This is a genomic window from Saccharopolyspora sp. NPDC047091, from assembly GCF_040643635.1.
Taxonomy (GTDB): Bacteria; Actinomycetota; Actinomycetes; order Mycobacteriales; family Pseudonocardiaceae; genus Saccharopolyspora_C.
The window spans coordinates 14,053-28,518 of the sequence record NZ_JBEYUS010000019.1; the positions used below are offsets into that span (position 1 = coordinate 14,053).

Genomic DNA, 14,466 nt, shown 5'->3' on the forward strand with positions numbered 1-14,466 from the left:
CCTCTCAACTGGGCGAACAGGGGGTTCGATGATCGACGTCATCGTGGTCGGCGGGGGTCCGACGGGGTTGCTGCTCGCGGCGGAGCTGCGGCTGCGCGGGGTGCGCGTGGTGCTGCTGGAGCGGAACGCGGAGCCGGTGCGGGAGGCGCGGGCGCTGGGCCTGCACGCGCGCAGCGCGGAGGTGCTGGACCAGCGCGGGATGCTGGAGCCGTTCCTCGAACACGGGACGCAGGTCACGGCGGGCGGGTTCTTCGCGGCCCTGGGCACCCGCTGGCCGGAGGGCATGGACACCGCGCACGCGTACGTGCTGGCGATTCCGCAGGACCGGACGGAACGCCTGCTCACCGAGCACGCGGAGCGGGTCGGCGTGGACTTCCGCCGCGGCAGCGAGCTGGTGGGGCTGGCGCAGGACGCCGACGGCGTCACCGCGGAGCTCGCGGGCGGCGGGCGGCTCCGCGCGCGCTACCTGGTGGGCTGCGACGGCGGCCGCAGCGCGGTGCGCAAGCTGCTCGGCGTCGGCTTCCCCGGCGAACCGTCCCGGGTGGACACGTTGATCTCCGAGTGCGAACTGGCGGTCGGGCCGGAGGAGCTGGCGGCGAAGGTCGCCGAGGCCCGCAAGACCCAGTTCCGGTTCGGCGCGATGCCCCGCGGCGAGGGCCTGTACCGGGTGATCGTGCCCGCGGCGGGCGTGGCCGAGGACCGGTCGGTGCCGCCGACGATGGCCGAGCTGCGGGAGCGGCTGCGCGCGGTCGCGGGCACCGATTTCGGGGCGCACTCGCCGCGTTCGCTGTCCCGCTTCGGCGACGGCACCCGGCTCGCCGAGCGGTACCGGGACGGCCGGGTGCTGCTGGCGGGCGATGCGGCGCACGTGCACCCGCCGACCGGCGGGATGGGCATGAACACCGGTCTGCAGGACGCGTTCAACCTGGGCTGGAAGCTGGCGGCCGCGGTGGGTGGCCGGGCTCCGGCGGGGCTGCTGGACAGCTACGAGGCGGAGCGGCGCCCGGTGGCCGCCGAGGTGCTGGAGCTGACCCGCGCGCAGATGGAGCTGCTGCTGCCGGAGCCGGGGCCGCGGGCGGTGCGCAAGGTGCTCGCGGACCTGGTCGAGTTCGAGGAGGTGAACCGCTACCTGATCGAGAAGGTCACGGCGATCGGGATCCACTACGACTTCGGGGAACCCGCCGCAGGAGGCGAAGAGCCCGGATCCGGGAGCCGAAACCCGTTGGTGGGCAAGCGGATGCGCGACGTCGAGCTGAAGCGGGGCCGGTTGTACCGGCTGCTGCACGGCGGGCGCGGCCTGCTGCTGGACCAGACCGGCGAGTTCTCCGCGGCAGGCTGGGCGGACCGCGTGGACCACGTCGTCGACGCGAGCGAGGAGCTGGACGTCCCGGCGCTGCTGCTCCGCCCGGACGGCCACATCGCGTGGGCGGGCGACGACCGGGACGCCCTGCGCGAAGCACTCACCCGCTGGTTCGGCACCCCGGCCTGATCGGCGCCACGGGTACACGTCGCGGCGGCGTGCGCCCGCGGGGCCGACAGGTGCTCCGTCCCCCTTCGGGCTACCGCAGTCCGCCCGCTGGACACGTCGTATCGGCGACCGCGCCGGAATCGAATGTGCGCGCACCCCGGCGATCGCTCGACTTGAGCATCGGAATCAACGATGCGAGGTTTATTCGCAAGTCGAAATTTCCCAATCTTGCTGATCTTTTATACCACCAACCGCTTATACCGTTAAGTATATTCCGGCCACTATGGTCGCCGCAGTCCGACCACGCGGCAGTCGATACGGAAATCGAACCACCCAAAACCGTTCGACGCGACTCATCGCACGGTTACACTGCTGCGAATCGGGCCACCCGAAAGCGGAGAACAAGGCTCGATCCATCCACGTGGAACAGTTGGAGGGTTCAGCTTGTACTCGGCCGAGATCAATCGGAATCACCGCGCTTGCCTGCTTCTGCTGATCGACCAGTCGTTCTCCATGTCCGAGCCGTGGGCGGGCACCGAGTCGTCGAAGTCCCACGCGCTGGCGCAGGCCGTCAACAAGCTGCTCGGCAACGCGACCCTCCTGTGCAGCAAGGGCGACGAACGGGTGAACGACTACTTCGAGGTCGGTGTCCTCGGCTACGGAGCAGACGTCGCCTCCGTCTTGCACGGGTCCAATTCCGCCCGTCCGCTGGTCCCCATCGGCGAGCTCGCTCGGCAGCCCATGCGGGTGGACGAGATCCTGCGCAAGGTTCCGGACGGGGCGGGCGGGATCATGCAGTTGCCGATGAAGCTTCCGGTGTGGGTCGATCCGTCGAACAACGGCAAGACCCCGATGGTGCAAGCCCTCCGGGAAGCAGACCGGATCACGAGGGCTTGGTGCGCGAACAATTCGAGCAACTTCCCACCCATCGTCATCAACATCACCGACGGCGTGAGCACGGATGGCGACCCCACCGAAGCGGCCGAGTCGCTGCGATCGACCGGAACCGACGACGGGCGCACCCTGTTGTTCAACTTGCACTTGTCCGCCAACCCGGTCCAGATCTCGGCTTTGCCGAACACCTCGAGCGGACTGCCCGACGCACACGCCGTGCGGCTGTTCGAGATGACGAGCGAATTGCCGTCGGTCCTGCTCGAAGCTGCGTCCAGCATCGGATACAACGTCCAGCCCGGCTCGCGCGGTTTCCTGTACAACGCCGACGCGACGTCGATGATCGAGTTCTTGGACATCGGAACGCGGGCTGTCACTCCGACGGGACTCCGCGAACTGACGTCCGGGAAGCCGAGTTGAGTCGGACCGTCGTTCGCGGCGAGCGGATCACGCCCACCGTCCGCACGTTCAGCACCGTCAAGCAAGGCTACGAGGAGTCGGAGAACGAGGACGCCTGCGCGGCCGATCCGGTGTCTCTTCGCTTCGCCGTCGCAGACGGCGCATCGACCGCGGCACGTTCCGACGTCTGGAGCCGTCTCCTGGTCGAGGCGTTCGTCCACGAACATCTCGACCCCACGGATCCCGGTACTCGGCGAGAGCTGTCCAGCCGCTGGCTGGCAGCGGTATGGCGGGCGGACCTGGCCTGGTTCGCGCAGGAGAAGCTGTCCGGAGGTTCAGCGGCGACGTTCGTCGGCTTGACCTTCTCGGACGAGACCTACCGGGTGCACGCAGTCGGTGACTCGTGCCTGTTCCACCTGCGTGGAGACCGCGTGCTGCTCGCAGGACCGATGTTCGATCCGGACGAGTTCGACCGCTTCCCCGAACTGCTTCGAACCTCCTCGGAAAGCCGCGGCGGCGATGCAGTCTGGGAAGCGGTGGGGACGCACCTCTCCGGGGACGTCTTCGTACTGGCCACCGACGCAGTGGCAGCCACTTTCCTCACCGCGTGCTCGACAGAGGGGAGGGTTCCCGCCCACTACGTGGATACGCCTTCCGAACTCGTCGACCGGGCACGGAACGAGGGCCGCAACGACGACATGACGATGTGTGTGATCGAGATATGAGGCTTCCGGCTCTCACTGACTACGTCCAAGCAGTACAACATCCCGCGCTCGCGTTCACCGACGAGAAGTTGCGCCGCGGCATGGCCCGATGCACTCCGCTGGGCACGCCTGCGGTCGCTTCGGGCGGGTTCGCGCTCACCTTCGACATCACGGTGGCCGGCGAACGCTATGCCGTGCGCTGCTTCCACAAGGAGGGGAACCACCTCCAAGAGCGCTACACCCGGGTCTCCGAGTTCATCCGAGCGCATTCCCGCTACGACTTCCTCGTCGACGTCGCCTTCATACCGCGAGGAGTGCGGGTCAACGGGGACGACTTCCCGATCGTCCGGATGCCGTGGATAGCCGGAGCAACGCTGAGCGACTGGGTGGAAGCCAACCTCCGCTCGCCGGACGAATTGCGGAAGGTCCAGCAGCGGATCCACGAAGCGGTGGGTGCCTTGCAACAGACCGACGCCGCCCATGGCGACCTGCAGCACGGCAACATCTTGGTGCGGCCCGATCGTTCGGTTCAGCTGGTCGACTACGACGGCATGTTCCTGCCCGCGCTCAGCGCATTGGGAGCGGCGGAACGCGGGCACCGGCATTACCAGCACCCGGCTCGCGGGGATGCCTACGACTCGAAGATCGATGCGTTCTCGGCAGCCGTGCTCGATCTCTCGCTGTCCGCGCTCCAACACGAACCGCGCTTGTGGGACGAGTTCCACAACGGCGAGAACCTGATCTTCACTGCTGCCGACTTCGCCGACCCGGCCGCATCGGCGGTGTTCGACCGCACAGAGCGGATTCCTCCTCTGCAGGAATCCACGCGTCGTCTGCGAGCCGCGTGCACAGCGGATTTCGCCGCCGTCCCGGAAGCCTTGCAGGGGGACGACCGGGTCCGAACAACGTCGGCACCACCGCGGCCCCGGCGCCGCGGCCCACAGCCGGTGCACGCGATCGACGCCAATGCGCTTCGGTCGGCCGAGGGCGACGAGAAGACCGTGTTCGGCCGGGTGCACAACGTTGTCGGCCACCCGCGCGGACCCGCCATGCAGACCGCGAACATCAACTTCGGCGATTACAAGCGAGGCGCGTTCACCATCTACGTATTCGGTGATGCGATCGGCGAACTCCAGCGAAGGTTCGGCTCCGACCTGGCGGGCCTCAACGGCACGTGGCTCTGCTTGACCGGGCTGATCACGTTGTTCAAGAGCAGGACGGCGAAGGTGGCGGCTCCGCAGATCCACCTTCGCAAGTCCCGCCCGCTACAGGTGTTGAGTGCCGAACAGGTGGCGGCGCTCCTGCGACCGCCGCCGGAAGAGGACGACACGACGGCACACTCCGATACCCGAGAGTCCACCGGGCCGGGCGCTCCAGCGGCGGAGCGACGGCCTGGCGATCCGAGCCCGCCTTCCGCCACGCCGAGGCCGAGCAGCGGCGGAACCCGTGCCGTCGAAGACCGGCTGAGCAGCCTGTACTCATCGCAGGGGTTCGGCTCGACCGTCAAGCCGTCCGGACCGCGGAGTCCGAACGGCGGTGCCGTGGCCGGAACGCCACCGGCACTTCGCGCACCGGCACCGCCGCCCCCAGTGCCGCCGAAGCACCGGTTCGAGTTCCTCACGCCACCGCCGCAGGTCACGCCGCCGAGTGCCAGCTCGCCGCCACCACCGCCACCCGATCCGCAACGTCCGAAGAGCAAACTCGGCAGCCTCTGGGACCGGTTGACCGGCCGACGGTAGATCGAGCGACTCCGCAAGCCCGCCGAAACCGCGGGAACGGGTCACGCCGACGAGGCGTGGGCGGTGAACCAGGTCGTGGTGGCTCGGGCCACTTCGGCGAGGGCGCCGGGTTCTTCGAAGAGGTGGGTGGCGCCGGGGACGACCTGGAGGTCGTGCTCGGCGGTGAGGTGGGTGGCGGCGCGGCGGTTGAGTTCGAGGACTTCCGGGTCGTTCCCACCGACGAGCAGCAGGGTGGGCGCGCGCACCCGGTCGAGGGGTTCGGTGCTGAGGTCGGGGCGCCCGCCGCGGGACACCACCGCGCGCACCGACTCCGGTCGGCGCGCGGCGGCCCCGAGTGCGGCGGCCGCCCCGGTGCTGGCGCCGAACAGGCTCAGCGGCCCCCGCCACCAGTCGAGGACGCCGAGGACGCGGACGGTGAGCAGCGGGATGTTGAACCGCTGCTCCCCGTGCGCGTCGCGTTCGCACTCGTCGTCGGTGAGCAGGTCCAGCAGCAGCGTCCCGAAGCCGGCCTCCTGCAGCCGGGCCGCCACCCACCGGTTCCGCTCGCTGTGCCGGGAGGAGCCGCTGCCGTGCGCGAACACCACCAGCGGCGAATCGAGTTGCGGCAGCGTCAGATCCGCGGCGAGCGCCCCGCTGCCGTGCGGGGCCGGGATGGCGACCTGATCAGGTTCCGCCATCCTGCACCCGTTCGGCGTTCTCCTCCGGGGAGGCGTTGCGGGCGGGCCCGGCGGAGCCCTCGGTGCTCACCGCGGACAGACCGGTGTTCTCCACCTCGTCGCCCTCGACGGCGGCCCCGGTTCCGGTGGCCCGTTCGGCCTGGTCGGCGACCTGCTCACCGCTCGCGCCGTCGGCGACCTCCGCGGTCGCCTGCTCGTCGACGGTGTCGTCGAGCTCGTACAGGCGGGTTTCGGCGAGCGGTTTGCCCACCTCGGCGGCCGGGTCGGGGCGTTCTTCGGCGAGCCGTTCATCGATCGTCTCGCCTTCGCGCTGCTCGCGGGGCGTGGGCGGGTCCGCGGCGTCCCGCGACCAGTGCTCGGGCGGTTCGACTCCCTCTTCGAGGGGGTCCACGCCCAGTTCGTCCTCGTCGAGGTCTCCCGCGGATTGCAGGTCGGCCGGGTCCTGCGGGTCCGCGGGATCGGGGCCGACCTCGTCAGCCGAGGGAGTCTCGGCGTCCAGCGGGTCCGACATCGTGCGCGTCTCCGTTCGTCGTGCGGGCAACGGACATCCGCACCACGGCTACCCGCACGCGCGCCGTTCAATCCCCCGATGGGGGCACACGGAGGTGGCGCCGGTTCGACCCCCGGCGGTGCTCGCGCCGCGCCAGGGGCGCGAGCGCCTCGGGATCGTCGCGAGGCGGCGGGGTGGGCCGGGTCCGGGCTCGACCGCGCGGCCGGGCGGAGGCGGTGCGCGCCACCGAGATCGCCGGGTGCCGTTCGCCCGCGGGCGATCAGCCCGACAGGCCCAGGCGCAGGTGTTCGATGTGGTAGACGGCCTCGTCGAGCAGCTGCGCCACGTGGTCGTCGTAGAGGCTGTAGACGACGCTGCGCCCGCTGCGGTTGCCGGTGACGAGCCCGAGCGAGCGCAGCAGCCGCAGCTGGTGCGAGACGGCGGAGGCCTCCATGCCGACGGCCTCGGCGAGCTCCCCGACGGGGCGGGCGCCTTGACGCAGTTCGCTGAGGATGAGCAGCCGGGACGGGGTGGCGAGCGCCTGGAGGGTCTCGGCGACGGAGGCCGCCGCGGTGGCGTCCAGCTTCGCCGCAGGCGTGACCGCGCTCTCGACACCGTGACCCATGTGCGCAGTGTATCGGCAGGCCCGAACACCTGAACGCTTGAACACCTGAGCAGTCGTTCATGTATTCTCGGCGCGCCCCGCCCCCGCGCCGAGGAAGCAGCGATGGTCACGCTCGACGACAGCCCCGCCCGCACCGCACCGCCCGCGCCTCGGCGCCGGAGCCCGTTCGCCCTGCCCGAAGCCCGCTGGGCGACGGCCTCGCTGGCCGCGTTCCTGATCGGCCTCGCCGTCGACCTCGGCGGCGGCCCGTGGTGGGCGATGTGGGCGCCGTACCTGGTCTGCTACGCCACCGGCGGCTGGGAACCGGCCCGGGCCGGGTTGCAGGCGTTGCGGGAGCGCACGCTGGACGTGGACCTGCTGATGATCGTGGCGGCGATCGGCGCGGCCGCCATCGGCCAGGTGCGCGACGGCGGGCTGCTCATCGTCATCTTCGCTACCTCCGGTGCGCTGGAGGCGTACGCGACCGCGCGCACCGAGGACTCCGTGCGCGGACTGCTCGACCTCGCCCCGGACACCGCGGTGCGGGTGCGCGACGGCCTCGAGGAGCGGGTTCCCGCCGCGGAGCTGCGGATCGGCGACGAGATCGTGGTGCGCCCCGGCGAGCGCATCGGCGCCGACGGCGAGGTGCTCGACGGCGGCAGCGAAGTCGACGAGGCCACCATCACCGGCGAACCGGTGCCCGCCGCGAAGTCGCACGGCTCCGAGGTGTTCGCCGGAACCCTCAACGGTTCCGGTGCGCTGCGGGTGCGCGTCACCCGGGATTCCGCCGAATCGGTGATCGCCCGCATCGTGGCGCTGGTCGCCGAGGCGAGCGAGGCGAAGGCGCCCACGCAGCTGTTCGTCGAGAAGGTCGAGCAGCGCTACTCGGTCGGCGTGGTGCTGGCGACGCTCGCCGTGTTCGGCGTCCCGCTGCTGTTCGGCTCGACGCCCACCGACGCGCTGCTGCGCGCCATGACCTTCATGATCGTCGCCTCGCCGTGCGCGGTGGTGCTGGCCACGATGCCGCCGCTGCTGTCCGCGATCGCGAACGCCGGGCGGCGCGGCGTGCTGGTGAAGTCCGCGGTGGTGCTGGAGCGGCTCGCCGACGTGCGGCGGGTCGCGCTGGACAAGACCGGCACCCTCACCGAGGGCACCCCGCAGGTCACCGAGGTCCGCGTCGAACCCGGCCGGTCCGCGGACGAGCTGCTCGCCGCGGCGGCCGGTGCGGAGCGCTTCAGCGAACACCCGCTGGGCCGCGCCGTCCTCGCCGCCGCCCGCGACCGCGGCCTCGCCGTGCCCGCCGCCACCGATTTCCACGCCACCCCAGGCCACGGCGTGGCCGCCACCGTGGACGGACGCCGCGTCGAGGTCACCCGCCCCGTCGACCGCACCGGCCCGGTCGGCGAGGTCGAAGCGGGCGGCCGCACCGCCGTCGTGGTGTCCGTGGACGGGACCCGCGCCGGAGTGCTCGGGCTCAGCGACCGGCTCCGCCCCGACGCGGCCGAAGCCGTCGCGGCGTTGCGCGCGCTGACCGGCGCGGAACCGGTGCTGCTCACCGGCGACCAGGAACCGGCCGCGCGCCGGGTCGCCGCCGAAGCGGGTCTGCGCGAGGTGCGGGCCGGGCTCCTGCCGGACCAGAAGGTCGCCGCCGTCGCCGAACTCGGCGACCGCACCCTGATGGTCGGCGACGGCGTCAACGACGCACCCGCGCTCGCCGCCGCGCACACCGGCGTCGCGCTCGGCCGCGCGGGTGCCGACCTCACCTTGGAGACCGCCGACGTGGTGATCGTGCGGGACGAGCTCGCCGCCGTCGGCAAGCTCGTCGACCTGTCCCGCCGGGCCCGGCGCCTGGTGCGGCAGAACCTCGTCATCGCGGGCGCCTTCATCACCGTCCTCGTGGTGTGGGACCTCGCCGGGAACCTGCCGCTGCCGCTCGGCGTCGCCGGCCACGAAGGCTCCACCGTCCTCGTCGGCCTCAACGGCCTCCGCCTGCTGCGCGCCGGCGCCTGGCGCTGATCCGGCGATGATGATGTTTGCCGCCGTCCACAGCGGATACCCCAGAGCCGATGCACAGCCGAGGGATGGAGCGACACCGGAACATGAGCGGCGAGAACGGCCGAACGGCAACGCAACGGCCGACGTTGGGGCTGATCACCGATCCGGATCTGCCGGAGCAGGTCGCGCAGCACCTCGCGGATGAGTTGCCGGAGCACCTCGGCGATGACCGGGAGTGGGTGGTCGAAGTGGACGTGGACCCGGTGACCGCGGGCGAGCACAGCACCCGCGACATGCTGCGCGCCACCGCCGACCGGCGGCAGGAACGGGGCTGGGACTACGCGATCACGCTCACCGACCTGCCGGTGCGGGTGAACCGGCGGCCGGTCGTCGCCGACGCGAACCTCGACGGCCAGGTCGCGGTGGTGTCGTTGCCCGCGCTGGGCGGCACCCAGCCGTACCGGCGGTCCCGGCAGGTCGTGCTGCAGCTCATCGACGAGCTCACCGGACGCGAGGGCGGCGCCGACCACCGCTACGGGCTGGACAGCAGGCTCACCGAAGTGGCCGCGCCGATCCGCCGCACCAGCGAGCAGAGCTCGGACGACGGCGAAGTGGACGTCCGCTACACCGCCACCCGGGGTCGCGGCCGGCTGCGGCTGCTCAGCGGGATGGTGCGCACCAACCAGCCGTGGCGCCTGGTGTTCGGGCTGCGCAACGCGCTGGCGGCGGCGATCGCCACGAGCGCGTTCGGGTTGTCGTCCAGCACGATCTGGCAGATCGGCGACATGCTCGGCGCCTGGCGCCAGGTGCTCGCCGCGATCGCGTCGGTGGTGCTGCTGGTGGGCTGGCTGATCGCCGCGCACGGGCTCTGGGAGAAGCGGCGCGGGAACAGCGAGCGGGACCGGGAGCAGGTGCTGCTCTACAACGTCTCGACGGTGGCGACGCTGACCATCGGCGTGGGCTGCCTGTACGCCGGGTTGTTCGTGATCAACCTGCTGGTGGCGCTGTTCCTGGTCCCGCCGGAGCTGCTGGCGAGCAGCCTCGGGCACGACGCCGACTTCACCCGGTACCTGGCGCTGGCGTGGGGGTTCACCACGATGGGCGTGGTCGCGGGTGCGCTCGGGTCCAGCCTGGAGACCGATGCCGCGGTGCGGCAGGCCGCCTACGGCTACCGCGAGGAGCAGCGCCGCAACGAACGACGCGCGGAGGAACGCGACTCGGGCGAGCGGGACCGCCGGCGGGATCAGGACGACGGCGGCCCGGCATCCGGGGAGGACGAGCAGCGCGAGGAGGACCAGCGCCGCGAGCAGGACGAGCGCGGGGACTGATCCCCGGCGCGGACGGACTCCGCGCCGCTGGGCCGAACGGGTGGTCAGATGCCGTCCTCCGCGGACGTCGACCCGTCGGCCGGGACACCTCTCCCGACCAGCTCCGAGCGCCCGGAGCACGCGGGCCGACTACGCCGTTCGCCCGAAATGCGCGGAGTCCGACTAGGTCACACATAGTTGCATGACGCAACCTTACCGTTAGCCTTGCGAAGCAGGCCGAAGTGGACGGAAAGGTGCTCACGTGACCAGTACCCACGAGCAATGGGACATCGTCTCCGGCGTCGGGATCACCGCCCTGGCCGTCGCGGGCGGCCGAGCGGTCGAATCCCAGCGGGAGGACCGGCTGATCAACGACCCCTACGCCGCGGACCTCGTCGCCGCGGCCGGATCCACGATGTTCACCGAGATGGAGAACTCCCCCGCCGAGCTGCTCGAGGCCATGTCCGGCTACCTCGGCGTGCGGACCCGGTTCTTCGACGAGTACTTCCTGCGCGCCGCCGCAGGCGGGGTGCAGCAGGCCGTGATCCTCGCGTCCGGGCTCGACACCCGCGCCTTCCGGCTCGCCTGGCCCGAAGGCCTGCGGGTCTTCGAGATCGACCAGCCGAAGGTGCTGCAGTTCAAGGACGACACGCTGAACCGGATCGACGCCGAGCCCGGCAGCGACCGGCGGGTCGTGCCCGTCGACCTGCGCGACGACTGGGCGAGCGCCCTCGAAGCCGCCGGGTTCGACGCGACCAAGCCCACCGCCTGGCTCGCCGAAGGACTGCTGCCCTACCTGCCGCCCGAAGCGGAAGCGCAGCTGCTGGCCACCGTCGACCGGCTCTCCGCTCCCGGCAGCCGGCTGTCCATCGAGCACATGGCCGGGCCGCGCGACCGGTTCGCCACCGACGAGATGCAGGCCATCGGCCGGCAGTGGGGCATCGACCTGCTGGGCTTGTTCAGCACGGACGACCGCCCCGACCCCGAAGACGTGCTGAAGCGGGCGGGCTGGCAGGTACGGCGCGAACCGACCAACGAGATCGCCGCGGGCTACGGGCGGGAACTGCCCGGCTTCACCCGGCGCTTCGCCGAGGTCGGCTGCATGCTCACCGCGTTCCGCGAAAGCTGACCTCGCGCACGACGGCGGCCCGCCTCCCCACGGGGAAGCGGGCCGCTCGACGTTCCGGGCTCAGCGCACGACCAGCACCGGGCAGCGGGCGTGATGCACCAGCTTGAGCGCCACCGAACCGACCATCATGCCGGTGAACGCGCCGTGGCCCTTGTTGCCCAGCACCATCATGTCCGCCTGCGGGGACAGGCCGACCAGTTCGTCGACCACGTGTCCGCGGATCAGCCGGGGCCGGATGTCGACGTCCGGGAACTCCCGCTGCACCGCCTCGGTCGTGCCGTCCAGCAGTTCGCGGGCCCGTCCCTCCAGTTCGGAGTCCGGGGTGGGCAGCCGGTAGCCGAACTGCACCGGCTGGTGCCAGACGGCGATGGCGTGCACCAGCCCGCCCACCTTCGTGACGTAGTCGGCGGCCCAGCGCAGCGCGCGTCCGGATTCGTCGGAGCCGTCGATGCCCACTACCACGGTCTGCGGCATGATCGCATTCCTCTCGGTCGCGAACCCCGACCGTATGGCACCCGCGGACCGGCGCGCTACTGCTGGTCGACCGCCTGCACGCGGATCACCGCGGCGCCCTCCTCGTCGGACGCGGCGAGATCGACCTCGGCGCTGATGCCCCAGTCGTGATCGCCGGCGGGGTCGGCGAAGATCTGCCGCACCAGCCAGCGCTCCGGCTCTTCGGTGATCATCAGCATCGCGGGACCGCGCGCGTCGGCGTCGGTGCCGATCTCGTCGTACTCGGCGAAGTAGCCGTCCAGCGCCTCCTCCCACGCCTCGGCGCCGAACTCGGGGTCCAGCTCGCCGAGCGGCGTGGTCCAGCGGCGGGCGGCGAGCTCCACCCGGCGGAACAGCGCGTTGCGCACCTGCACCCGGAACGCCCGCTTGTTCTGCGTGATCCCGGCGGGGGCCGCGTCGGCGGCGGTCGGCTCCGCGGTGATCTCGGTACCCGGGTTGCGCAGCCGCTCCCACTCGTCGAGCAGGCTGGAATCGACCTGGCGGACCAGCTCGCCGAGCCACTCCACGAGGTCGGTGAGCTCTTCGGTCTTCGCATCCGCTGGCACCGTGTGCCGCAGCGCCTTGTAGACGTCCGCGAGGTAGCGCAGCACCAGCCCCTCGGAGCGGGCCAGGCCGTAGTGGTTGACGAACTCGACGAAGTTCATCGCCCGCTCGAACATGTCCCGCGCCACCGACTTCGGCGACAGCTCGTGCTCGGCGACCCACGGGTGCCCCTTGCGGTACATCTCGTAGGCCGCTTCCAGCATGTCCTGCAGCGGCTTCGGGTAGGTGACGTCCTCGAGCAGCTCCATCCGCTCGTCGTACTCGATGCCGTCGGCCTTCATCCGCGCCACGGCCTCGCCGCGCTCCTTGAACTGCTGGGCCGACAGCACCTGGCGCGGATTGTCCAGAGTGGACTCGATGACGGAGAGCACGTCCAGCGCGTAGCTCGGCGACTCCACGTCCAGCAGCTCGATCGCGGCGAGCGCGAACGGCGACAGCGGCTGGTTCAGCGCGAAGTCGAACTGCAGGTCCACCGTCAGGCGCACCCGGCGGCCCAGCTGGTCCGGCTCGTCCAGCTGCTCCACCACGTCCGCGGCCAGCAGCGCCCGGTAGATCGCGATGGCGCGCAGGATGTGCCTGCGCTGCGCCGGGCGGTCCTCGTGGTTCTCGGTGAGCAGGTGCTTCATCGCCGCGAACGCGTCACCCGGGCGGTTGATCACGTTGAGCAGCATCGAATGGCTGACCTGGAAGCTGGAGACCAGCGGCTCCGGCTCGGCCTCCACCAGCTTGTCGAAGGTCTTCTCGCTCCACGACACGAAGCCCTCGGGCGCCTGCTTGCGCACCACCTTGCGCCGCTTCTTCGGGTCCTCCCCCGCCTTCGCGAGCGCCTTCTCGTTCTCGATCACGTGCTCCGGGGCCTGCACCACCACGTAGCCCGCCGTGTCGTAGCCCGCGCGGCCCGCGCGCCCGGCGATCTGGTGGAACTCGCGGGCCTTCAGGTGCCGGGTCCGCACCCCGTCGTACTTGGTGAGCCCGGTCAGCAGCACGGTGCGGATCGGCACGTTGATGCCGACGCCCAGCGTGTCCGTCCCGCAGATGATCTTCAGCAGTCCGGCCTGCGCCAGCTGCTCCACCAGCCGCCGGTACTTCGGCAGCATCCCCGCGTGGTGCACGCCGATGCCGTGGCGCACCAGCCGGGACAGCGTCTTGCCGAAGCCCGCGGTGAACCGGAAGTCGCCGATCGCCTCCGCGATCCGGTCCCGCTGCTCGCGGGAGGCGACGTTCACGCTCATCAGGCCCTGCGCCTGCTCCATCGCGGACGCCTGGTTGAAGTAGACGACGTAGACCGGGGCCTGGTTGCCGCCCAGCAGCTCCTCGATCGTCTCGTGCAACGGCGTCAGCGCGTAGCGGAACGTCAGCGGGATCGGACGTTCCGCCGAGCTCACCACCGCCGTCGAACGACCGGTGCGGGCGGTGAGGTCCCGTTCGAAGCGGGCCACGTCGCCGAGCGTCGCCGACATGAGCACGAACTGGGCCTGCGGCAGTTCCAGCAGCGGCACCTGCCAGGCCCAGCCGCGCTCCGGTTCGGCGTAGAAGTGGAACTCGTCCATCACCACCTGGCCGAGCTCGGCCTGCTCGCCGTCGCGCAGCGCCAGGTTCGCCAGGATCTCCGCGGTGCAGCAGATGATCGGCGCGTCCGCGTTCACGCTGCTGTCGCCGGTCATCATGCCGACGTTGTCCGCGCCGAAGACGTCGACGAGCGCGAAGAACTTCTCCGACACCAGCGCCTTGATCGGCGCGGTGTAGTAGCTGCGCTTGCCCTCGGCGAGGGCGGTGAAGTGCGCACCGGTGGCGACGAGGCTCTTACCGGAGCCGGTGGGGGTGCTGAGGATGACGTTCGCCCCGGTCACCACCTCCATCAGCGCCTCTTCCTGCGCCGGGTAGAGCTCGATGCCCTGCTCCGTCGTCCAGGTGGTGAAGGCGTCGAGCAGCGCGTCCGGTTCGGGCGAGGCGGGGAGGTGGCTGGTCAGATTCATGGCACCCCCGATCGTCCCTGGTCAGCTCCGG

12 protein-coding genes are annotated in these 14,466 nt (G+C 71.1%); 7 read left to right on the forward strand and 5 right to left on the reverse strand.

What is annotated here, in order from left to right; genetic code table 11:
* Nucleotides 1-28 precede the first annotated feature (28 nt).
* The 4 genes from ABZ805_RS11280 (at nt 29) to ABZ805_RS11295 (ending at nt 5,201) form a co-directional block, all read left to right on the forward strand.
* Nucleotides 29-1,489, forward strand: a complete 1,461-nt coding sequence (locus ABZ805_RS11280; RefSeq protein WP_358437749.1) for an FAD-dependent monooxygenase — start codon at nt 29-31, stop codon at nt 1,487-1,489.
* Between the two features lie 423 nt (nt 1,490-1,912).
* A complete protein-coding gene (locus tag ABZ805_RS11285) occupies nt 1,913-2,779 on the forward strand; it encodes a vWA domain-containing protein (RefSeq protein ID WP_358437752.1) in 867 nt (288 codons plus the stop codon).
* Nucleotides 2,776-3,483: a protein phosphatase 2C domain-containing protein gene (locus ABZ805_RS11290; protein ID WP_358437755.1), complete on the forward strand. Its 708-nt coding sequence runs from the start codon at nt 2,776-2,778 to the stop codon at nt 3,481-3,483. Before ABZ805_RS11285 ends, ABZ805_RS11290 begins: the two co-directional genes overlap by 4 nt.
* Nucleotides 3,480-5,201, forward strand: coding sequence for a hypothetical protein (locus ABZ805_RS11295; RefSeq protein ID WP_358437758.1), 1,722 nt, complete (start codon nt 3,480-3,482; stop codon nt 5,199-5,201). Before ABZ805_RS11290 ends, ABZ805_RS11295 begins: the two co-directional genes overlap by 4 nt.
* 41 nt (nt 5,202-5,242) lie before the next feature.
* On the opposite strand, the gene ABZ805_RS11300 is transcribed toward ABZ805_RS11295, so the two are convergent.
* The 3 genes from ABZ805_RS11300 to ABZ805_RS11310 form a co-directional block, all read right to left on the reverse strand.
* Complete coding sequence (locus ABZ805_RS11300; RefSeq protein ID WP_358437761.1) at nt 5,243-5,878, reverse strand: dienelactone hydrolase family protein; 636 nt, start codon at nt 5,876-5,878, stop codon at nt 5,243-5,245.
* Nucleotides 5,865-6,389: a hypothetical protein gene (locus ABZ805_RS11305; RefSeq protein WP_358437763.1), complete on the reverse strand. Its 525-nt coding sequence runs from the start codon at nt 6,387-6,389 to the stop codon at nt 5,865-5,867. The genes ABZ805_RS11300 and ABZ805_RS11305 overlap by 14 nt, the downstream gene beginning before the upstream one ends.
* A gap of 259 nt (nt 6,390-6,648) precedes the next feature.
* Nucleotides 6,649-6,993: a metalloregulator ArsR/SmtB family transcription factor gene (locus tag ABZ805_RS11310; protein ID WP_358437766.1), complete on the reverse strand. Its 345-nt coding sequence runs from the start codon at nt 6,991-6,993 to the stop codon at nt 6,649-6,651.
* A gap of 102 nt (nt 6,994-7,095) precedes the next feature.
* Here ABZ805_RS11310 and ABZ805_RS11315 point away from each other — a divergent pair, with 102 nt between their 5' ends.
* The 3 genes from ABZ805_RS11315 (at nt 7,096) to ABZ805_RS11325 (ending at nt 11,403) form a co-directional block, all read left to right on the forward strand.
* On the forward strand, nt 7,096-8,988 hold the full coding sequence (locus ABZ805_RS11315) for a heavy metal translocating P-type ATPase (protein WP_358437769.1): 1,893 nt from the start codon (nt 7,096-7,098) through the stop codon (nt 8,986-8,988).
* Nucleotides 8,989-9,071: 83 nt separating this feature from the next.
* A complete protein-coding gene (locus ABZ805_RS11320) occupies nt 9,072-10,295 on the forward strand; it encodes a hypothetical protein (RefSeq protein WP_358437771.1) in 1,224 nt (407 codons plus the stop codon).
* A gap of 241 nt (nt 10,296-10,536) precedes the next feature.
* Nucleotides 10,537-11,403 (forward strand): class I SAM-dependent methyltransferase, encoded by an 867-nt coding sequence (locus ABZ805_RS11325; protein WP_358437773.1) that lies wholly within the window; start codon nt 10,537-10,539, stop codon nt 11,401-11,403.
* 60 nt (nt 11,404-11,463) lie between these two features.
* Here ABZ805_RS11325 and ABZ805_RS11330 read toward each other — a convergent pair whose 3' ends face one another.
* The gene (locus ABZ805_RS11330; RefSeq protein ID WP_358437776.1) at nt 11,464-11,877 is read right to left on the reverse strand and encodes a universal stress protein; all 414 of its coding nucleotides are present in this window, start codon (nt 11,875-11,877) and stop codon (nt 11,464-11,466) included.
* Between the two features lie 56 nt (nt 11,878-11,933).
* Nucleotides 11,934-14,435 (reverse strand): DUF3516 domain-containing protein, encoded by a 2,502-nt coding sequence (locus tag ABZ805_RS11335; protein WP_358437778.1) that lies wholly within the window; start codon nt 14,433-14,435, stop codon nt 11,934-11,936.
* Nucleotides 14,436-14,466 lie beyond the last annotated feature (31 nt).

Coding starts and splice junctions, on each gene's coding strand:
- ABZ805_RS11315 (WP_358437769.1), top strand. CDS start 7,096: ATGGTCACGCTCGACGACAGCCCCGCCCGCACCGCACCGCCCGCGCCT.
- ABZ805_RS11305 (WP_358437763.1), bottom strand. CDS start 6,389: ATGTCGGACCCGCTGGACGCCGAGACTCCCTCGGCTGACGAGGTCGGC.
- ABZ805_RS11310 (WP_358437766.1), bottom strand. CDS start 6,993: ATGGGTCACGGTGTCGAGAGCGCGGTCACGCCTGCGGCGAAGCTGGAC.
- ABZ805_RS11320 (WP_358437771.1), top strand. CDS start 9,072: ATGAGCGGCGAGAACGGCCGAACGGCAACGCAACGGCCGACGTTGGGG.
- ABZ805_RS11300 (WP_358437761.1), bottom strand. CDS start 5,878: ATGGCGGAACCTGATCAGGTCGCCATCCCGGCCCCGCACGGCAGCGGG.
- ABZ805_RS11280 (WP_358437749.1), top strand. CDS start 29: ATGATCGACGTCATCGTGGTCGGCGGGGGTCCGACGGGGTTGCTGCTC.
- ABZ805_RS11335 (WP_358437778.1), bottom strand. CDS start 14,435: ATGAATCTGACCAGCCACCTCCCCGCCTCGCCCGAACCGGACGCGCTG.
- ABZ805_RS11330 (WP_358437776.1), bottom strand. CDS start 11,877: ATGCCGCAGACCGTGGTAGTGGGCATCGACGGCTCCGACGAATCCGGA.
- ABZ805_RS11295 (WP_358437758.1), top strand. CDS start 3,480: ATGAGGCTTCCGGCTCTCACTGACTACGTCCAAGCAGTACAACATCCC.